This is a genomic window from Azospirillum sp. HJ39 (assembly GCF_041507355.1).
In the GTDB taxonomy this organism is placed as follows: Bacteria; Pseudomonadota; Alphaproteobacteria; order Azospirillales; family Azospirillaceae; genus Azospirillum; species Azospirillum thiophilum.
In genome coordinates, this window is sequence record NZ_CP167902.1 from 76988 (window position 1) to 94289 (window position 17302).

Here is a 17302-nt window from a genome sequence, read left to right on the forward strand (position 1 = left end):
ATGCCCATGACCCTGAGACTGCGCGCGGACACTGAGGCGGCGCTGATCGAAGCCTTGCCCATGCTGCGCGTCATCGATCATAACGGCTCCCCGTGCTGGCTGACCGCTGGCCCGGTGTGCGATGTGGACCCAATCGGCCCCCTCGCCCTGACGGCTGCCGTCGTCGATCCGGAGACAGGCGAGGTGGTGACGCCCACCGTCGTAGACGAGCGCTTCCATCTCAACGCCTATCCGGCGCCACTGCGGCTCGATGCCGATCCTGCTGCATGGGACGCCATCTTTGAGGCCGCTTCCCCCTTCGTCCTGAGCGACATAGCCAATCCCCGCCGGAGGCGCCAGCAATGACCTATCCCCTCGCCGACACGTACCACGCCGGGCTTATGGGGCCGCGCGACAAGCAGAATGCCGATGCGGTGCCCGGCATTCAAACCAGCCTCGCCATGGCGCAGGCGGGCGTCAACAGCAGCATCCAGCAGGGGCTGCATACGGTCTGGCTGCCCGCCATTGGGCTGGTAGGCCGCACCACCAACGGGCCGATCTACAACGCGTCTGAGACCTCTACCAATCGTGTCATGATCGCCGGCTATGACTTCGATCCTTCGACGGCGCAATACGCCCAGGCCATGGTCGCCATGCCGAAGAGCTGGGATCGCGGGACCGTGGCTGCACAATTCCTCTGGACCGCGCTGTCTGGATCTGGCTCCGTCGCCTGGGGCATCCAGGCCCTGGCCGTGGGGGATGGAGACGCTTTGGACGCGGCTTTCGGCTCTGCGGTCACCGTGACGGATGCGCTGCAATCCGCGTCGCAGGCCCATCTCACCAGCGCGACTTCGGCCATGACCATCGCAGGCAGCCCGGCAGCGCTGGACACGGTCATCTTCCAGGTCTACCGCGACGCAACGGCCGGCGGCGACACGCTGTCATCGTCGGCACGCCTGCTTGGCGTACGGCTGTACCTGACCATCGCCGCGCAGACGGACGCATAATCATGCTCATCAACGCGCTCAGCATGTCCGCCACTCTGCCGACGCGGCGAGGGTGGGCAGCCATCAGGATCAGCTGCCACAACAAGTCTGGCGCCGGCCAGACTTACAGCCTCAAAGAGTTGCGGGTCCTGTCAGGCGAAGCGCAGCTCCCAACTGTGCCGATGACGAGCGATACAGCGCCGTCGCCGCTTGTTGCGTCTGCGTCCGTCGTCAGCGGCGGTTTTGAGGCATGGCGAGCGTTCGATGGCAACACCGGAACGTATTGGGACTCTGGCGTAACGGAAGGCATGCCGTGGCTGCAAGTGTATTTCGGTCCGGGCTCGTCCATCGGCATCAGCGGTGTCATCATGACAAGCGGCTTCGCTGGCGGCGCTCCATCCTCGTTTTCCGTGCTTGGGTCGCAAGACCTGGCCAACTGGACGCAGATAGCTTTCCCGTTCGGCATCAGTTGGTCGAACGACGAGACCAAGACGATCACTTGGTGACCGCGACAACACTCCAACCCTGACCATCCCCGGCCGCCTGTGAGCGGCCTTTTTCATGCCCGGAGGTTCTCGCATGCCCGACGGCCCATCCCCGGCCGAGCTGGAGGTGCAGCAGGCGCTGGATGCCTGCGGCGGCAACCGAGATGCCGCCCTCCTGCTGCTCGCACACACCCTCGTCAACGCCCGCCGCGCGATGTGCGGCGGCTTCCTCCGGCTCGGTCAGCCGGCCGGCCCAAGAGCTGAAAAGAAAAAGGGCGCCAGCAGGCGCCCGAGTTGAGGGAGGAAGTCCGACATGCCGTCAGACCGCCTCAGCTTCCGGTAAGCGCCTTTCCATTTCCTCTCTACCCCAATGGGAGAAACCCCATGTCCACCACGCCCACCGGCGCGGCGATCCCGCGCGCCCGCTCTTATACCGGCGCTGCCCGGCACCTCCCGCTCGGCGCCGTTGACCGCGCTGCCCGTGACCTCGGCTGCGAGCCGGCCGCCTTGTCCGCCGTGCTGGTGGTGGAGACCGGCATGCGCAGCGGCTTTCTGGCTGCCCCGGACAGCCGGCCCCGCATCCTTTACGAGGCCCACATCGCTCACCGGCTGTGTGGGCGCCAGGTGGCCGGCCTGTCGGTACAGGCCTGGGATCGCACCCTCTACGCCAGCACCGGCGGCGGCGAATGGGACCGACTGCTGCGCGCGGTCGACCTGCTGGGCGAAGACGTCGCCCTGGAGGCCGCATCCTGGGGTGTCGGGCAGGTGCTAGGCATGAACGCCGATCTGTGCGGCTTCTCCAGCGTCCAGTCCTTCGTCCGCGCCATGGCCGAAGGCGAGGAGCAGCAACTCGGCGCCGTGGCAGCCTTCATCAAGGCGCGCGGACTGGCGGACGCGCTCCGCCGAAAGGACTGGCCGGCATTCGCCCGCGGGTACAACGGCACGGCCTTTGCCGCGAACGCCTATGACACGAAGCTGGCGGCGGCCTATGCCCGTGTCATCAGCGGCACCCCGGCCGACGGAGCGCTGTCGATCGGCGATTACGGCCCGGAGGTGGCGAGCCTTCAGCGGGCACTCTCCGCGCTCGGCTACAAGGTGTCGACCGACGGCGACTTCGGCCGGATGACACGCAACGCGGTGGAACTGGCCCAGGTGGCCCGCGGCCTGAAGGTCGACGGCATGGTCGGGCCCATGACCGCCGTCGCGATGGGGCTGTAGCCATGGCGATCGACGCCAAGGGCTTGCTCGCCCAAGTGCAGGCCAACCTGCGGGCACTGGAGTCCTGCCCGGTTCACGACTTCCAGCGCGAGGATCGGCGCCCCATGCCCGCGCGCTACCGGTGCTCCCGTTGCGGCGCGGAGGCAAGTCTCCAGTTCGTCAACGGCTATCAGCAGGGCCGGATGCACGCTGGCGCCCCCAAGTGATCGTGGCGGACGTGTCGATTTTTTCGCCCAGGTCGTAGGGCGCAGCGTCGCGCCTCATCTGCCGCCTCGAAAATTAAGGTGGTCGCCCGGCGACAGCCCTCCGACATTGTGCATGCGGAGCCACGCCGTTGTGGATAACGCAGCCCGAGTCGCTGCCATAATCCGCACGGTAAAATGGCGCTTGCGCCATTTGTCCACAGAAAATGGCAGTTATCCACATAACTTTTGTCGCGTGCATGCGTTTCACGGGCATGGCTCCGTGAAACAAAAGTGGCGCTTTTGCGCGAGCTGCATCTGCGCTATAAGATGCCCCATGACGAACCATGCAGGCGCGACACCGCGCCTTCGCTGCGCACTGCACAGCGAACCGTCTTCTCCCACTTCGAATTTTGGATGGCGACCCCGCTTGTCCAAAAGCAGCGGCGGCGGAGCTTCTCCCCAGATAGCTCCGCCGCCGTATCCCCGCTCGGCCGTTTGCGCGGCCGGGCCTCTCCATCGTCTATCAATGAGGTATGCACACGATGAAGAACTCCACCTTACATAAGGCTGCGTTTTCCTACAATGGGACTATTATTCATGATCGCGGTGAGACGCTGAATCTTACCGACATGTGGAGGGCTGCAGGGGCACCGGATGGGCGAGCGCCCAACGATTGGAAAGCATTACCTCAAGCCGTTGAATTTATACAGCATATTGCGCTTTCTGCAGGAATATCCGGCAATAAGCACATTGTTACTAAAACTGGCCGCAGCGGCGGAACTTGGGCGCACTGGCAGATCGGCATGGCGTACGCCAAGTACCTCAGCCCTGAATTTCATGAGTGGTGTAACGGCGTGGTTCGCGCACACATGGAGTCAAGTAGGGTTGCACATACAATGACGACTGCGCAGATCCATGCCGAACTGAAGCTGCGAATTACTGCATGCAACGCCGGAACTCGCCTATTGGGTGAAGCTCGGCGGAATGGTGGTCCAGAATATGCCGCCCAAATCATGCCCGTAGTCTTGAACATGCTTGGCATCAAAGCTCCCGCTGACTTGTTTCCGTCACCACTGCGCCAAGGGAACCTTTTTGCAGCACTCCCAAATTGGCCGTCACAGCCGCCCCATTGACCTTCTCGGCCGCCCCTCACCGGGCGGCCTTTTCTTTCCTCAGGATCAACCAGTTCCTCGGTAGCTTCAATGTGACCGCCGGGGAGGACGCCACCCCACCCTGTGTTCCGCTCGCGCAGAAGCCGGAGGCGATATTCCCGGTCGCCCGGCGATCACGATCTGCGACGTGTGCGTGCTGAGCGTGCGCTTCCCCGCCACTGAACGGCCTAACCAGCTTCGCAGACCACCAGCCTACCACGACGATCCGCTCACGCCATTCCGCCAGGGGGACTCTGGCAGGATCCTCCTTAGGCAAAAGACCGGCTCATAAGAATAAGTGAAAATCAGGGTACAAAATCACACATTTTCAAAAATATAGGTCTAAAGTCCTTTTAGCCAATTGAATGAAGGAGGCAGCTATGACTGTTGTGAAGGCTGGGCAGATTTTTTTTCAATAACGTGACTGCCAATAACACCTCACTGCAAATCATCAATCCAACGGCAAATGTCGCCGGCGCTGTTGTGCGTACGGCAACTCTGCAACTCTACGGGGCGGGTATTGCTTATCTCATCACTGGTACTTCCGCTCCTGGGCCGGTTGGGGTCAATACGCCCGTCATCGCCTGCCATAACTCGACGCAGGCTTCGGGAATGACCGTTCCCTATTCGATCGAACTTGCGCCGGGCAAAGGACTCTGGCTGCGCGCTGAGGGAGCGCTGGGTGGTGGTACGAACGTGTCGTACGACCTCTACTCTGCGTGATCCGTTAAAAAAGGCCGCCCCCAGTGGGCGGCCTTCTCTATTGCTGACTCTATCGCCCTCCCGCGCGCCACCCCGGCCGCGGGTTTTTTCATGCCCGAAAGGAGCCAATCATGGCTGTCATCGACTGGCGCGCTGTGGCGATCTATGCCGCTGACCGCTTTGCTGAACCTTCCACCCGCCTTGCCGTAGGGGCCGTCCTCTCCCGCGCGCTGGGGCACTACACCCCGGAAGACGTGTCCCTCTGGCTGGAGGTGGCTGGCTACGTGCTGACCGGTATTATCGCCGCCGTCCCTGATGGAAAGCATTCCGCATGACCGGCGTCATCGCTTTCCTCGGCACCCGGGCCGGCGGCATCGCCGCCCTGGTGCTGGTCGGCCTGCTGACCGCCACAGCCGGCGGGCTGGGCCTGTCCCTGTGGCTGATTCGCTCCGACCTTGCCAACGAGCGCCAGCGGGCCGACACGCTGGAAAGCGCGGTCCGTCTCCAGAACGACGCTGTCATGGACTGGCAGGACAAAGCCGCCGCGGCGAAGTCGGCGGCCGACGCGCGGGCGCTGAAGGCGCTCGCCCCACGCCCCAAACCCAACCTCAAGACCGTCGAGGAGCTGAACGCATGGCTCGCCTCCCCCTGACCCTTGCCGCAGCGCTGCTGCTGTCCGGCTGCGCCTCCGACCAGATCGCCGTCAAGGTGCCGGTGGTCCAGCGTGCGGAGCCGCCGGCTGATCTGGTTGCGCCCATTCCGCCGCCCGGTCCCATCTTCAGCGCGCCAGGCACATCGTCGATCGCCTGCCTCGATCCGGCGGGGCGGGATGCCCTCGTCGGCTATGTCGAATTGCTCCGGAAGAGGGTGGGCGCATGGGAGGCGTGGACGGCGCCCTGATAGAAAGATAGGCCATCACGAACACGCCGCGGTACCGAGCATCGACACCAACACGCTGATGGACTTGCTGGTGCCCCATACTGGTGCTGGGGATTTCATACTTCCGCCGAAATGCGTCCCTCCCCCGCGCCTCCCGCACTCCGGATGCGATCGGAGGGCAGAGCGAGGAGATCGAAGCCGGATCATATAGGAACTGGAGGGACCGGCGGTCGGTCTATCCACTTGCTAAATCGGACGCACCCGTGCAACGAGCATCCGTAGATTGAAGTATCGACTTTCGAGGATCGACATTCATCATTATCCCGGACATCATCCGATTGATCATCGCTCATAGAGAAGCAATATGCGCCTTGCCACCTTCACAGTCGCTTTCCTGATCCTCGCTTCCCCGGCCGCCGCCGAGAGCATCGCCGGCACTGCTTCGGTGATCGATGGCGACACCCTGGAGGTGCAGGGCAAGCGCATCCGGCTGCATGGGATCGATGCCCCGGAAAGCGCGCAGCTCTGCCAGGACGCCGCCGGCAAGGACTGGCGCTGCGGCCAGCGGGCAGCCAATGCGCTGTCGGACCGGATCGCTCGGAGACCAGTGACGTGCGAGGTGAAAGATACCGACCGGTACGCCCGGAGCGTCGCTGCGTGCTCGGCTGGTGGCGAGTCGCTGAACGCCTGGATGGTCGCCAACGGCTGGGCCATGGCGTATCGCCAGTACAGCAAGGACTATGTCGACGCCGAGGCGACTGCCCGGGCCGCCCGCGCCGGCATCTGGGCCGGCACCTTCCAGCAGCCTTGGGACTGGCGAAAGGACAAGCGGGAGGGCAAGCAGCAGCCGGCCAACCAGAGCGCCGCGGCGCCGGCTGCGACCGCCGTCGGGTGCAAGATCAAGGGCAACATCTCAGCAAAGGGCGAGCACATCTATCACGTTCCCGGCGGCCGGTTCTACGAGCAGACGCAGATCAACGAGCGCGACGGAGAACGGTGGTTCTGCAGCGAGCAGGACGCCGCCACCGCCGGTTGGAGGAAGTCGGCGCAATGAACAACCGCAACCCTGTTTCCCGTGGATTCGCGCTCATTGTCGAAGGCGCGGTGTTCGCCTCCGTCGTTGGCTTCCTTTACGCCTGGAGCTGTGTCGCGGCTTGGCGGAGGTCCCCGCGACGATGAGCCGATTACAGAAGACTTGGGTGCGATGCGCCATTGTGGCGGCTCTGCTGATCGCTGGCGCCGCAGCTGCGCGCGATACGCGGCTAACCGATGATGAGGTGAAGCAACGGATAATTTCAGAATCGATCGCGTCTTACCCGGGTGCCTGCGCCTGCCCCTTCAGCACCATGCGGAACGGGCACAGATGTGGTGGCAGGAGTGCCTATAGCAAGCCAGGCGGGCGGTCGCCGATCTGTTACGCCGACAACGTGACGGAAGCGATGGTAGCGCGTTGGCGACGCTCGCATGGTGAGCGCATGTGAAGAATGAATTATGATTTCACTTTCTGTTTAATCGTAAAATAGTAGAACAGAATAACATAATGGAGCGCACAATTGCTTGACAATGTGACATACCCGCTAAATGTCAGCTTGATCCGTCGCGATCTTACGAATGCACCGCCCGGCGGGGGAGTGCCAGGGCCACATCAAACCAGAACCGGATTTGGGCAGTTCACACTGCAGTTTACGCCAATACCTCTGACATTATTTTATAAACTTGACGATCTATACATTGAAGGCTTTCGAGCGCGGAATGGAAAGCTTTTCCTGGCAAAAAATGCACATTGCTCGGTCGTGGCCGATTATCGACTTCCTTATGGAAATGAATATGGCGAGCTTGGGCTTGATAGAAGCTCTCCATTCAAGTTGAGTCTTGCGAATGTGAATGGCGCAATAACAGATCTTTACTACAGAATAGATGGAAAGAATCCTAATGATATCAAGAAATCATTTTGGACTATATGCGTTGCCTTCGCGGAAGCGGTACGCTTTGATGACGTTATTCTATCTATTTTACACAACAAAGATATTGATGATTTGGATTGGACACACCACAAGAAGGCAGACAAAGTACGAGTGGTGAAGGCATAGTTTAGCAGAACCATAATTGGAGAATCGCTCGGTGGCAGACATTACTCCATTTCCCTCAATTCCATTTCCGCCAGCATGATGAAATCCTTCCGGCGCACGACCTCAGCAATCAGCCACAGGGTATAATCGCTGTGCCCAGGCTTCGGCGGGTCCGCCGGCTGGACATGGCAGCCCCGCCGGCCGCAGGCTGAGCATCGGGCCTTGCGAGCAAGGTCGACGAACGGCGTCGATGTCCCAACCTTGCCGATCAGACGCTCGATGTGGACCCGCACCATGTGCGGGCAGGCGAGGCACCAGAATTCGACGTGCAGGCACCCGGACTGCCGCCAGTCCTCCAGGCCCCTCTGCTGGTAGCCAAAGGTGACGGCCGGGCCAGTGGTCACAGCGGGATAGCCCCGAGATCGACATCACTACCCGGCGCCGGCCGGCATGCCTCGAAGGCGTCGTGCTCCTCCTCCTCGGGCTCGCGCACCACCAGTGCGTCCCGCTCGGGCGCGTGCGGGCTGCCGAGCAGCAGCATGGCGGCGATGGCCCGCGCCTGACCAGCGTCGCGCGCCAATGCGACGACTCGACGGCGGGTGCCCTCGATCACGAAAAGGCGGCGGCCGGTCACGGCTTGTCCGCCAAGCTGTACGGCGTGCTGTGGCCTGCCGCGCCCGGCCCGAAGGTGATCCGATAGCCGGATCGGCGCAGTTGGGCGACCAAGTCGCGGGCGATGGTCTCGCGCGTGGTCACATCGGCCCGGCGGGTGGTCAGTCTGCCGCTGTGCTTTGCCAGCACGATTATCAAGCCGATGATCAACTGCTCGTCCGGAACAGGCTGGCCCTCACTCGACCATGGCGAGGGTGGCTTCTCTTGGAGGTGGTCATCCATTGTGTTCACCGTATGTTCTCATTCATGGGAACCGAATTTGCCCAGCGGGTCAATCTGCCATTTATGGCAGATTGACCACCCCTGATCGATACCGGCTCCAACTGAAGCCCGGCTATCCCACAGGAGCCCAATTCCACTTGGAACTTCCCTACGCCTATGGCGCCGGCAGTCTCTGCGACTTCCGTATGGAGTTCACGCGCCAATATGACTTGGAACATCCCTACGCTCAGAGACCCGAATCGGCGCACCCAAAGCCCCGGTACGGAATTTCCCTACGCACCCGATTCGGTTCTCCAGTCACCAGTCGCCATCTGGAACATCCCTACCCGATGTTCGGAAGATCCCTACGCGACTCGCGTTTTCCCGTGGAACTTCCCTACTAAGCAAATAGATCTCTTCAAATAGATTCTCAAATAGCTTGCGTAGGGATCTTCCAAGTTGATCGGACCAAAGCTCTATGGTCAATTTTCCCCATGTTGAGGAGGGATAGGGCATGGCAACGGTCCACAAGTTGATCCGTACCCACGGGCGAGATATTGCTCGCGCGATGATTCCTCATGAGGAAATTCCTTACTTCCAGATCGCCTCCTCGATCATGGAGGAAGAGAGCAATGAAACCGGGATAACCTATTCCGGATTCTGCATGACGTCCCTACCCCACCGGCGGCTTCCCGACGATCTCCCCTGGGTCAGATCCAACGGCAGCATGTCTCTGCTCATCGAACCCGGCCGCCGGCCGAAGATCAAGAGCCCGCGCACAGTTGCGGATTATGAACTCGTCGGGGTGCCATACGGAGCCAAGGCCCGCCTCATCCTGCTCTATCTCCAGACCGAAGCCCTGCGCAACAACAGCCCCGTTGTCGAACTCGGCCGCTCGATGAACAACTGGCTGGAACGAATGGACATCTCGTCTGGTGGGGCCACCTACCGCGAGGTGAAGAATCAGGCTGAGCGAATTTCACGATGCAAGCTCACTTTCGACTACGAGGGACCTTATGGCGGCGGAATGGCCAGCGGTCATCGTAACGACAGCATCGTCCGAAATGCGATCAACCTCCGGGCCGGCGACGGCCAGGGAAACCTCTGGGACGAAACGGTCCAGCTGTCGGACAGCTTCTTCATGATGCTGAAGGACCATCCGGTACCGGTCTGGGAACCGGCAATCCGGGCCATCTCGGGCAAGAGCGCAGCGATCGACATCTACATCTGGCTCGCCTACCGTCTGCACGTCCTTGAGCGGCCGACACAGGTCAGTTGGGCTGCGGTGTACGAACAGTTCGGCGCCGGCCGGCAGACGGAAGACGACGCGACCTATCGCAGCAGGCTCCGCGCCTTCAAACCCGAATTCCGCAGGGCACTCCAATATGCGCTCTCGGTTTACGAGGATGCGGTCGTGCAAGAGGCCGACGACAAAAGCGGCTTGATCCTGCACCGTTCCCCTCCCGCGGTACCGGAACGCCTAATCGGAAAAATTGGAGCGTAGGGAAGTTCCAACCCCCCTCCAATCTGGAGCCCCCTATTGGCGTTGACACTGCCGGCTTAGGTGCCGCACCTTCACGCCAATTACGGGCGTGATATTCGTCCGACGTTGGGGGAACCATGAAGATCCTGTTGATCCTGAACGGCAAGGGCGGCGTTGGGAAGACCACGACAGCCCGGAATATGGCCGCAGCTGCTGCGGCATCCGGCCTGAAGGTCGCCACGTTGGATACAGACCCTCAAGGAACGCTCACGAAATGGTGGCAGAGGCGCCCTGAAGGCGCGCCGGCGATAGACCACTACCAGGAATCGCTGGCCGACATGGAGGGGCCGGTCGAGGCACTGGATGGAATCGACCTGCTGGTGATCGATACCCCGACGGCAATCGAAATGGCTGGGATTCGCCCCAACGCCGAAAAGCTGATCGATCAGGCAGACCTGATCCTCACCCCGCTCCAGGCAACCCCGGAGGATCTGGAGTCCGTCCGCGGCACCCTTATGCTCATCCGCTCGCGCGGAAAAGCAACCACCTTCGTGCTGAACAAGGTGAAGCCGAGGGTGAAGGAAGTAACCGACGCTCGCCGCGGGTTGGCCGGCGGCGGCGAGGTTGCCCCTGTCGACCTTCCAGACCTGGCTGAGGTCTACCGCAGCTTCTCGGCTGGCCTCGGTGTCGTTGAGGTTGCCGGGGCCAAGTCGGTGGAGGATTTCATTGCGCTCTGGCAATACGTAGCGGGTAAGCTCGGATTCAAGTCATGAAGAAGGCCACCAAGACAGCGGTTTCGGACATTCGGTTCGATGACATTCACGTCCCCTCCCCTGCCCCCGCGGGTGCGGTCAAATCTCTAGCCGGCGAGAGTTTTGAGGACTCCATCAATCGCCTGTTGGAAGAGAGCCGGGAACGGTTCGTCCTCGTTGGCGAGATCCTGCTCGACTGGAAAGCCAGCGTGCCGCATGGGCAATTCGTGAAGCTCATCGCCGAGCGGATCGAAGCCGGCGCGTTGCGCAACCTCAGCTATCAAAGCGCAAACCGGTACATGACGGTCGCCTCTGCCCTGCGGAATGGGTTCGTCGATCCGGACGAACTCCCGAAGGAGTCGGAAGCCGCGTATCTCCTGACATCGCTCAAGGAGGACGAGCTGAAGATCGCCAAGGAGGAAGGCCTCGTTCGCTCAACGGTGCGGAAGGCGGAACTGACAGCTTTCCGGAAGCGCCTTCGGGCGCCCTCCCCTGCCCCAGCGCCCGACCGCCGGGCAGAGTTGCTGCGGGAGATCGAGCGCGCGAGAGATGAAGAGCGCCGATGGGCGGAACGCCGCGCTCAGTTGGAAGCCGAGTTGGCCGCCATGTAACGATGGGGCTTCAGCTTGGTATCCAGCACCTTTCGTGCTTGGGTCGCTGATCCGTGAAATGGGTGGTCAGGGTCCTCGATCGGCATACCGTAGGCGTTCCGGTCGCCGGCAATGGCCTCGACATCGCTCAGCAGAGCGGATAGCGCAGCCTCTGCCTGGATGGCACGGCGAGAAAGCACGTCCAGCCGCTCAGCTACGGCCTCCGGGCTCTCCAGGGTGTCTGAGCTCAGTGCCTGTGTGGTGTCTCGGGTCAGGGGACAATCCTCCTGTCGATGCCGGCCTTCCGTGCTAGCTCCAGCATTCCGGCCGTTCCTTTGCCGCCGGGAAAGCCGATCACGAGGTCGGGCTTGTGCTCGTTGAGCATGCGGAAGTTGCGCAAAGGCCCAGCCCTGTTGCCCTCAGCGTTCCAGCGTGTTGGCACGCCGAGATAAGAGATCTCGCAGGCACGCGCCCACGCCTCGGCCCACCGGTCAGCACCTGATATAAGGCCGCGTTGAATACATGCCCCGTGGATGATGAGCGAGATCGTCCGGGCTCCGTGAACATCGTCGAGCACCGCGAAAAGCGTCCGATGATCGCTATAATTCCGCCCTCCGCAGACGAGGACGCGGTAGCTGGTGGCGGCACCCTGTGCGGTGTCGGTCATGGTCTCAGCCCTCCCCGCTCAAGATCCGGCGCAACCGGTAGATCGGCCGGCGGTGCTGGTTCAGCAACCCCGTCGGCTCTTCGGTCATCCACTCGCGGACATCAGGCACCGACACCGGCCGAAAGAGCTTCCCCCTGATGCCGTCGCTCGGACCGGTCAGCAGACCGTTGAAGTGGGCATCGACCATCGACCGCAGAAGGTGCTGGCGCTGCTCCCATTCAATTTCACTGCCCATCGCGTCACCCCTCCCCGCGCACCGCGTCGAGCACGGCCTTGCCCGCATCCGTGAGATCCCACACGCTGTCGCCCGGTTGAAGGTCCAGTCGCTTGGCCTCTTCGGAGCTCGCTGGATGCAGTGCGATCAGCCCCGAGTCTGCGAGCTGCGGCCTGCACATCTCCCCCTCGCTGTCCTGCCAAGCATCGATCATGTTGGCCGGCGTGGTGATCTCGCTGACCGCTGTGCCCGGGCACCCTTCCCCGCCGCATTCGCCTTCCGGACCGAGCTCGGTCCCATCACCAAGCCAGCCGCATTGGGAGCAGCGGACCGGCGTGGATGAATTGCGCGTCTGCCCGGCCGACTGGGTAGAACTGTTGGAGTTGATGGCAGAGCGCAGATCCTTGACGAGCGCGCTTTCGTCGCCGTGGCAATCCGGGCACTCGTCCCATTCTCCATCGCGGAAGATTTCGCCGGGACGGCCGTAGGATGCACACCGCTTGCACTCCAGGGCGGACAGCGCGCGGCTTAACAGCGCCGTCACGGTCAGGCCGTCCTGCGCGTCCAGGAGAGCGACCGGTTTGCCAAGCCCGGCCCGCGGCGCGGATGTCTCGTCGGGCAGCGCCTCCCCTGCCGTCGGCTGTGCAGCTTGGGCGCCGGAGAGGGCGGTATGCTTCCTGGACACCCAACAATTGCACTTCGCGTCCGCATCATGAGGACCGGCGGCGCAGGACGGGTCGTGCCACTCCGGAGCTTCCTTCAGCACCTGCATCAGCTGTTCGACCGACGGCTCCCCGACCATCTCGGTCATGCTGTTCCGCGCGGCCATGGCAGTAGCGGCGAGGAGCCTTTCCACCTCGTCCAGCTTCTCGCAGACGAAGTTGATGTTGTCCTGCGCGCCCGGGCTGGTGGAGGCAAAGTCGTATGTCTCGTCCAGGGCGCACCGGATCTCGCCAAAGATCGCACCCACCGTCTCGGTCAGCTGCCCGGTGCTGGCGGATGCCATAGAGGCCGGAGCGGCGGCGTGGACGAGAGCATCATGCGTGACCAGCACGGAGCAGTTGGCGTCGTCTCGCACGATGGCGTAGCTGGCCACCATCTGTCCGGCGCGCCCCCACAAGACGGTCAGGCCGCCGTTGACATGGATCCCGTTGCGCAACAGCCCGAACCTTTCGATATGAGACGGGGTGCCCGAGCAGCGTTTCTTCCGCACTGCATCCAGCCAATCGAACCCGGCGCGGGCTGCATCGATCTCGTCCGTGTAACGCCCAGCCGTCTCGGTCCGCGCCGACGTATCTGCCGGCTGTGGGGCGGCGAGCGCAGCCTTGATGATTGGACCGGCCTGGCTGGCGGGCAGGGTGATGCCCAGCTTTGACGCCGCGTCGGAGGCAGCAACGCACATGTCGGGACTGACAGTGATTGTCGTCATGGTTTCATCCTCTGCGCCTATGGCGCGGTTGAATGGGGGTCAGCGCCCGCCGGTGAGCGGCGCGCCGAATGTCCAGAAGGCGACCGACCCGGATCGGTAACCCTGGTACCGGCGGGCGAGGGCAGGGCGGATCAATTCTTCGAGCAACCAGACCGGGATGCCGCGGGGATCCGTGTCCATCTCGCGATGGCATTTCGCGCAGAGCACCAAAATCTGGTCGTCTCCGACCTTCAGCGCCATTCCACCCCGCCCTTCCGAGTTGAGGTGGCAGCCGACCACGCCGATGCGGGATCCGCACCGCTCGCACGGCCGATGCTGGGCGCTGTCCAGGTACACCCGATCCCGGATCCGGACCGGCTCGGCAATGGTCAGCACCGTCTTGTCGACGTGCCCCCGCGCCCTGCTGCGGGTCTTCGACAGCAGGAACTCGGGGGCGTCGGCAGACGGGTAGCGAGTAGGCGGCATCCCTACTACGCCGCCTCCGCCAGCCGCTGCCTCGGCGCATCGAGCGAGTGATGCGCGTTGGCCAGTGCCAGCAGCATCGCCATCCGCTTCGGCACGCTGTTGCCCACCAGGCGCATGGCCTCGGTCTTGGTCAGCGGGCGCGTGACATAGACGACGTTCCCATCTTCCCCGGTGACGACCAGACCCTTTCGGTCCCGCTTTGGAACCGTGATCAGGTCAGGCATCCGGAGTTCGTGCGCGGCGGCAGCTTCGACCGGCTTGAGCATGCGCATGCCGATATCGACCACGATCCACGGGCCGAAGATCACGAATTCCCGGTCGTCCCACACTCCGTGCCGGCGCAGGAACGCCGCGACCTCGCGGGCACGCTGCAGCGTCTCCGGGGGCAGGGGAGGCGCCTGCAGGTCCGCGCCAGTGACCATCGTCCGGTCGACGGTGGACTGGGTGGCCAAGGGCGCTTGGGTGTCCTGATGCTGGACGCCGCTGCTGTACTGGTGGTGAAGGAAAGCAGCGGTGACACCGTCGTGGGCACCTCCTCGCTCTCCGCCGGCACACATTGTCCCAGCCGGGTCGGTCACTGGCTGGCCGTCCTTTGATGACCCACGGAATTCGGTCAAGTAGGCGGCGGCCAACTGCTGCTGCGTTCCCGCCGTGGTCAACGTCGACACGCTCTCATCCATGCCGTGTCCGATGACGCCTGTGTTGTGCTGAACCATCCACGCCCCGGCTATTGCGTGCTTCGCTCCACCCGCAACCTGTGTGCCGAGCGCTTCCTTGACGTCGAGCGCGCGCGGGGCCTGCCCTTCCCGTTCGCCGTAGCCGGTTTGCACCATTGTAGCGCCCACGACGGCCTGCCCACTGGTCCCAGTGAACGTACGGGTTGGTTCCTCGGTCGGCCACGCGTATGTGCCCCGGCCTGTCGTGCCGGTGTTGGCGGTGCTGACCACGGCCGCGCCGATGACCGCGTTGTGCTCCCTCTGCGTCTGAGAGACCAGAGGGTCTTCGGCCGGCTGACCGATGCTATGCGAGCGGTGCTCCTCGAGGAAGACGCCGACAGTGCCGAAGCGCGCGGCCCCCGCCATCACCGTGTCGAACGGCTGCTTGGCCTCCTGGCCGACGCTGTTCTCCTGGAACTTCGTCAGGTGGGCTGCGACCACACCGTGATGCGGGATCTGCGTCTGGGCTCCCAGAGGCTGCCCGGTGTGCTGACCGATGCTCTCGCCACGATGCTCAACCACATGGGCGGCGACCAAGTAGTCACGATTCCCGGTGGTAAAGGGTGGCACGGCGTCGTCGGCGCCGGCACCGACGTTGTTGGTGTTGTTCGCCATGATGGCCGGGGCCAACACCGCGCCCGCCACCCCCATCGACGGCGCCGCTCCGGGATGATACGTCGAATGCGAACAGGTGAAGGTGTGCGGGGGCTCGAACATCTCGTGGCCGACGCAGTTGTTCCGGAACTTCGTGACGTGCGGAGCGAGCACCGCCCCGACGATCCCAAACCGGTTCTCCGTGGTCTGGGTTGGCAGGGAGTCGGGCATTTCGGCACCGCGCGCCTCTCCGGGCCGGCGCTCTCCGTGGTAACGGGTCAGGTGTGCCGCGATGACCGCTTGGTCGTTGCTGCCGGTAGCTACGCGCAGCGCGTCGTGAACGTCGTAGGTCCGGCTGCCGCTGCGAGCGTCGTCGCCGTGAGCAACACCGACCAGGGAGGCTGCCACCACGCAGCGGTCCTCCTTCGTGGTGGTGGTGTTCAGCGCATCGCTGACGGCCATCGGCGGACTCTGCGCGGCCCGGCCGCCGGCCCCGACGATCGTCGCCCCCATCACCGCCAGTTCCCCGCCCTTCACGCCGGCGGTCAGGACCGGAGCCGGCTCCATACCGGCGTGGACCCTCCTGGGCCCGCTACTGGAGTGGGTGGTCGGGACGATGGCCGGAATGACGGCGGTGTCGGTGGCGGCAACCTGCCGGACGGCATTGGGATCGCCTGAGCCATTGACGACCACGTTGACGTCGACCACGGCGAACTCGCCCCGGTGCGCCCCGGTGATCGTCGGGAGCGGTTCACTCCGGTCGATTTCAGGCCGCTGGCCATGATGCGTCAGGTGGATGAGGAACGGTTCCTCGGCATCCAGCACGAAGCGCTTGATCCCGACGGCGATCCGCTTCTGTGTCGCTGCGGCGAGATCCTTCTTGCGCCCGAAGATCGACGTCAGAGGGAGCGACCAGTCGATGATCTCGGCGGCCATCCGGTAGGGCAGGCGGGAGCCGGACCGGACCAATTCCGATTTCCGGCGTGCATGTGTGGCGGTCGGCCAGACGATCGGTTGGTCACTGAATACACCGACCCCCCATAGCCGCTTGCGTGCGGTCGGAATGCCGAAATCAGCGCAGTTTAGGTCTCGATCCTCGAACCGGACACCGAGGGCTTCCATGTGCTGTTTCCAGGCACGGTAGGTCCGACCGATACCGGTCTTCTTATTGATGGCCTTCGGATCGCGGACCAGTTGCTGTTCTTGTACCGGCACCTGCTCACCCTTCGCAGCCACGGTGCCATCCAGCTTGATGACTCGGCCGGTGGCCTTGTCGCGCTTGGCGATCAACCTTGCCCATCCACGTATCTCCCGGACATTCTCCAGGTAGACGACTTCCGGGCCGCGACCATGCTTGCGGAGCACCCCGACCCATCGGCATCCCTGCCATGGCATGGAGCGAACCCGCTTCGACCGCGGCGCGCCGCCCTTGGCCACTGAGTGATCTTTGCAGTCAGGGGACAGCCACAGGATGTTTACGTGTCGCCCTTGGGTGGCTTCGAGTGGGCAGACTTCATAGATGTCGGCCTGGAGGTGCTTGGTATGGGGGTTCAGAGCCCTATGGGCGGCGATTGCAATTTCGTCATGGTTGACCGCCACATGAACCGGGAAGCCGGCATCTTCCAGGCCCTGGCAGGCCCCTCCCATTCCGGCGAAGAGCACGACGTTGATGTTGGCGTCGAGCGGCCATTGTCCGTCGGGGTGCCGGGGCCTTCCACCAGAGCGGCGCCCCCGCTGCTCGGAGCGACGTATGCCGCGGGTCCGCGTCTTCGAAGGGCGGACCACATCGCTTACCGGAAGCATCTCCGGATCGAAGAGGAAGGAGCCATCAGCCATTGGCCTGCCCCTCCCTGTGGGGAGTGCGC

The 17302-nt window shown here is 63.3% G+C and carries 25 protein-coding genes; 17 read left to right on the plus strand and 8 right to left on the minus strand.

Annotated features, from left to right (window positions below; all coding sequences use genetic code 11):
• The 14 genes from ABMY26_RS00325 to ABMY26_RS00390 all read left to right on the plus strand — a co-directional run bounded on the left by ABMY26_RS00325 (position 1) and on the right by ABMY26_RS00390 (position 7675).
• Positions 1 to 345, plus strand: a complete 345-nt coding sequence (locus tag ABMY26_RS00325; protein WP_372393988.1) for a hypothetical protein — start codon at positions 1 to 3, stop codon at positions 343 to 345.
• Entirely contained in the window at positions 342 to 986 is a 645-nt protein-coding gene (locus ABMY26_RS00330) for a hypothetical protein (protein ID WP_372393682.1), read from the plus strand. Before ABMY26_RS00325 ends, ABMY26_RS00330 begins: the two co-directional genes overlap by 4 nt.
• Positions 987 to 988: 2 nt before the next feature.
• Positions 989 to 1471: a discoidin domain-containing protein gene (locus tag ABMY26_RS00335; protein WP_372393683.1), complete on the plus strand. Its 483-nt coding sequence runs from the start codon at positions 989 to 991 to the stop codon at positions 1469 to 1471.
• Positions 1472 to 1544: 73 nt separating this feature from the next.
• Positions 1545 to 1748 (plus strand): hypothetical protein, encoded by a 204-nt coding sequence (locus ABMY26_RS00340; RefSeq protein ID WP_372393684.1) that lies wholly within the window; start codon positions 1545 to 1547, stop codon positions 1746 to 1748.
• Positions 1749 to 1834: 86 nt separating this feature from the next.
• Complete coding sequence (locus tag ABMY26_RS00345) at positions 1835 to 2668, plus strand: N-acetylmuramidase domain-containing protein (protein WP_372393686.1); 834 nt, start codon at positions 1835 to 1837, stop codon at positions 2666 to 2668.
• Between the two features lie 2 nt (positions 2669 to 2670).
• Positions 2671 to 2874 carry a hypothetical protein gene (locus tag ABMY26_RS00350; protein ID WP_372393688.1) on the plus strand — a complete coding sequence of 68 codons (204 nt, stop codon included), beginning with the start codon at positions 2671 to 2673 and terminating at the stop codon, positions 2872 to 2874.
• 521 nt (positions 2875 to 3395) lie between these two features.
• Entirely contained in the window at positions 3396 to 3986 is a 591-nt protein-coding gene (locus ABMY26_RS00355; protein ID WP_372393690.1) for a KilA-N domain-containing protein, read from the plus strand.
• 438 nt (positions 3987 to 4424) lie between these two features.
• The gene (locus tag ABMY26_RS00360; protein ID WP_372393693.1) at positions 4425 to 4727 is read left to right on the plus strand and encodes a hypothetical protein; all 303 of its coding nucleotides are present in this window, start codon (positions 4425 to 4427) and stop codon (positions 4725 to 4727) included.
• Between the two features lie 110 nt (positions 4728 to 4837).
• Positions 4838 to 5041, plus strand: coding sequence for a hypothetical protein (locus ABMY26_RS00365; protein WP_372393695.1), 204 nt, complete (start codon positions 4838 to 4840; stop codon positions 5039 to 5041).
• The gene (locus tag ABMY26_RS00370) at positions 5038 to 5358 is read left to right on the plus strand and encodes a hypothetical protein (protein ID WP_372393697.1); all 321 of its coding nucleotides are present in this window, start codon (positions 5038 to 5040) and stop codon (positions 5356 to 5358) included. Before ABMY26_RS00365 ends, ABMY26_RS00370 begins: the two co-directional genes overlap by 4 nt.
• Positions 5340 to 5606: a hypothetical protein gene (locus ABMY26_RS00375; RefSeq protein ID WP_372393699.1), complete on the plus strand. Its 267-nt coding sequence runs from the start codon at positions 5340 to 5342 to the stop codon at positions 5604 to 5606. Before ABMY26_RS00370 ends, ABMY26_RS00375 begins: the two co-directional genes overlap by 19 nt.
• Before the next feature lie 343 nt (positions 5607 to 5949).
• On the plus strand, positions 5950 to 6639 hold the full coding sequence (locus ABMY26_RS00380; RefSeq protein ID WP_372393701.1) for a thermonuclease family protein: 690 nt from the start codon (positions 5950 to 5952) through the stop codon (positions 6637 to 6639).
• A 121-nt stretch (positions 6640 to 6760) separates the two neighbouring features.
• Positions 6761 to 7066, plus strand: a complete 306-nt coding sequence (locus ABMY26_RS00385; protein ID WP_372393703.1) for a hypothetical protein — start codon at positions 6761 to 6763, stop codon at positions 7064 to 7066.
• Positions 7067 to 7138: 72 nt separating this feature from the next.
• Complete coding sequence (locus tag ABMY26_RS00390) at positions 7139 to 7675, plus strand: ribosome-inactivating family protein (RefSeq protein ID WP_372393705.1); 537 nt, start codon at positions 7139 to 7141, stop codon at positions 7673 to 7675.
• Between the two features lie 41 nt (positions 7676 to 7716).
• Here the strand turns inward: ABMY26_RS00390 and ABMY26_RS00395 are convergent, their stop codons facing one another.
• The 3 genes from ABMY26_RS00395 to ABMY26_RS00405 are packed head-to-tail and all read right to left on the minus strand — an operon-like array spanning position 7717 to position 8548.
• Positions 7717 to 8058 (minus strand): hypothetical protein, encoded by a 342-nt coding sequence (locus tag ABMY26_RS00395; RefSeq protein WP_372393707.1) that lies wholly within the window; start codon positions 8056 to 8058, stop codon positions 7717 to 7719.
• On the minus strand, positions 8055 to 8288 hold the full coding sequence (locus ABMY26_RS00400) for a hypothetical protein (RefSeq protein ID WP_372393708.1): 234 nt from the start codon (positions 8286 to 8288) through the stop codon (positions 8055 to 8057). The genes ABMY26_RS00395 and ABMY26_RS00400 overlap by 4 nt, the downstream gene beginning before the upstream one ends.
• Positions 8285 to 8548 (minus strand): hypothetical protein, encoded by a 264-nt coding sequence (locus ABMY26_RS00405; protein WP_372393710.1) that lies wholly within the window; start codon positions 8546 to 8548, stop codon positions 8285 to 8287. The genes ABMY26_RS00400 and ABMY26_RS00405 overlap by 4 nt, the downstream gene beginning before the upstream one ends.
• 493 nt (positions 8549 to 9041) lie before the next feature.
• Between ABMY26_RS00405 and ABMY26_RS00410 the strand changes: the two genes are divergently transcribed.
• From ABMY26_RS00410 to ABMY26_RS00420, 3 genes are all read left to right on the plus strand, one after another.
• A complete protein-coding gene (locus ABMY26_RS00410) occupies positions 9042 to 10031 on the plus strand; it encodes a replication protein RepA (RefSeq protein WP_372393712.1) in 990 nt (329 codons plus the stop codon).
• A gap of 116 nt (positions 10032 to 10147) precedes the next feature.
• Entirely contained in the window at positions 10148 to 10783 is a 636-nt protein-coding gene (locus tag ABMY26_RS00415) for an AAA family ATPase (protein WP_372393714.1), read from the plus strand.
• A complete protein-coding gene (locus tag ABMY26_RS00420; RefSeq protein ID WP_372393717.1) occupies positions 10780 to 11373 on the plus strand; it encodes a hypothetical protein in 594 nt (197 codons plus the stop codon). Before ABMY26_RS00415 ends, ABMY26_RS00420 begins: the two co-directional genes overlap by 4 nt.
• 250 nt (positions 11374 to 11623) lie before the next feature.
• On the opposite strand, the gene ABMY26_RS00425 is transcribed toward ABMY26_RS00420, so the two are convergent.
• From ABMY26_RS00425 to ABMY26_RS00445, 5 genes are read right to left on the minus strand one after another with little or no spacing between them, the layout of a single operon-like run.
• Complete coding sequence (locus ABMY26_RS00425) at positions 11624 to 12019, minus strand: DUF2493 domain-containing protein (RefSeq protein ID WP_372393719.1); 396 nt, start codon at positions 12017 to 12019, stop codon at positions 11624 to 11626.
• A 4-nt stretch (positions 12020 to 12023) separates the two neighbouring features.
• Complete coding sequence (locus ABMY26_RS00430; RefSeq protein ID WP_372393721.1) at positions 12024 to 12254, minus strand: hypothetical protein; 231 nt, start codon at positions 12252 to 12254, stop codon at positions 12024 to 12026.
• 4 nt (positions 12255 to 12258) lie between these two features.
• Positions 12259 to 13662 carry a hypothetical protein gene (locus ABMY26_RS00435; protein ID WP_372393723.1) on the minus strand — a complete coding sequence of 468 codons (1404 nt, stop codon included), beginning with the start codon at positions 13660 to 13662 and terminating at the stop codon, positions 12259 to 12261.
• Positions 13663 to 13701: 39 nt separating this feature from the next.
• Positions 13702 to 14127: a hypothetical protein gene (locus tag ABMY26_RS00440; RefSeq protein ID WP_372393725.1), complete on the minus strand. Its 426-nt coding sequence runs from the start codon at positions 14125 to 14127 to the stop codon at positions 13702 to 13704.
• A 5-nt stretch (positions 14128 to 14132) separates the two neighbouring features.
• Positions 14133 to 17273 carry a DNA cytosine methyltransferase gene (locus ABMY26_RS00445; RefSeq protein ID WP_372393727.1) on the minus strand — a complete coding sequence of 1047 codons (3141 nt, stop codon included), beginning with the start codon at positions 17271 to 17273 and terminating at the stop codon, positions 14133 to 14135.
• Between the last annotated feature and the right edge of the window lie 29 nt (positions 17274 to 17302).

Bases quoted from the DNA above. Each gene is read 5' to 3' on its own strand.
- ABMY26_RS00380 (WP_372393701.1), top strand. From the start codon at position 5,950: ATGCGCCTTGCCACCTTCACAGTCGCTTTCCTGATCCTCGCTTCCCCG.
- ABMY26_RS00410 (WP_372393712.1), top strand. From the start codon at position 9,042: ATGGCAACGGTCCACAAGTTGATCCGTACCCACGGGCGAGATATTGCT.
- ABMY26_RS00385 (WP_372393703.1), top strand. From the start codon at position 6,761: ATGAGCCGATTACAGAAGACTTGGGTGCGATGCGCCATTGTGGCGGCT.
- ABMY26_RS00365 (WP_372393695.1), top strand. From the start codon at position 4,838: ATGGCTGTCATCGACTGGCGCGCTGTGGCGATCTATGCCGCTGACCGC.
- ABMY26_RS00325 (WP_372393988.1), top strand. From the start codon at position 1: ATGCCCATGACCCTGAGACTGCGCGCGGACACTGAGGCGGCGCTGATC.
- ABMY26_RS00430 (WP_372393721.1), bottom strand. From the start codon at position 12,254: ATGGGCAGTGAAATTGAATGGGAGCAGCGCCAGCACCTTCTGCGGTCG.
- ABMY26_RS00335 (WP_372393683.1), top strand. From the start codon at position 989: ATGCTCATCAACGCGCTCAGCATGTCCGCCACTCTGCCGACGCGGCGA.
- ABMY26_RS00355 (WP_372393690.1), top strand. From the start codon at position 3,396: ATGAAGAACTCCACCTTACATAAGGCTGCGTTTTCCTACAATGGGACT.
- ABMY26_RS00375 (WP_372393699.1), top strand. From the start codon at position 5,340: ATGGCTCGCCTCCCCCTGACCCTTGCCGCAGCGCTGCTGCTGTCCGGC.
- ABMY26_RS00420 (WP_372393717.1), top strand. From the start codon at position 10,780: ATGAAGAAGGCCACCAAGACAGCGGTTTCGGACATTCGGTTCGATGAC.
- ABMY26_RS00370 (WP_372393697.1), top strand. From the start codon at position 5,038: ATGACCGGCGTCATCGCTTTCCTCGGCACCCGGGCCGGCGGCATCGCC.
- ABMY26_RS00440 (WP_372393725.1), bottom strand. From the start codon at position 14,127: ATGCCGCCTACTCGCTACCCGTCTGCCGACGCCCCCGAGTTCCTGCTG.
- ABMY26_RS00425 (WP_372393719.1), bottom strand. From the start codon at position 12,019: ATGACCGACACCGCACAGGGTGCCGCCACCAGCTACCGCGTCCTCGTC.
- ABMY26_RS00340 (WP_372393684.1), top strand. From the start codon at position 1,545: ATGCCCGACGGCCCATCCCCGGCCGAGCTGGAGGTGCAGCAGGCGCTG.
- ABMY26_RS00330 (WP_372393682.1), top strand. From the start codon at position 342: ATGACCTATCCCCTCGCCGACACGTACCACGCCGGGCTTATGGGGCCG.
- ABMY26_RS00350 (WP_372393688.1), top strand. From the start codon at position 2,671: ATGGCGATCGACGCCAAGGGCTTGCTCGCCCAAGTGCAGGCCAACCTG.
- ABMY26_RS00405 (WP_372393710.1), bottom strand. From the start codon at position 8,548: ATGGATGACCACCTCCAAGAGAAGCCACCCTCGCCATGGTCGAGTGAG.
- ABMY26_RS00345 (WP_372393686.1), top strand. From the start codon at position 1,835: ATGTCCACCACGCCCACCGGCGCGGCGATCCCGCGCGCCCGCTCTTAT.
- ABMY26_RS00435 (WP_372393723.1), bottom strand. From the start codon at position 13,662: ATGACGACAATCACTGTCAGTCCCGACATGTGCGTTGCTGCCTCCGAC.
- ABMY26_RS00415 (WP_372393714.1), top strand. From the start codon at position 10,148: ATGAAGATCCTGTTGATCCTGAACGGCAAGGGCGGCGTTGGGAAGACC.
- ABMY26_RS00445 (WP_372393727.1), bottom strand. From the start codon at position 17,273: ATGGCTGATGGCTCCTTCCTCTTCGATCCGGAGATGCTTCCGGTAAGC.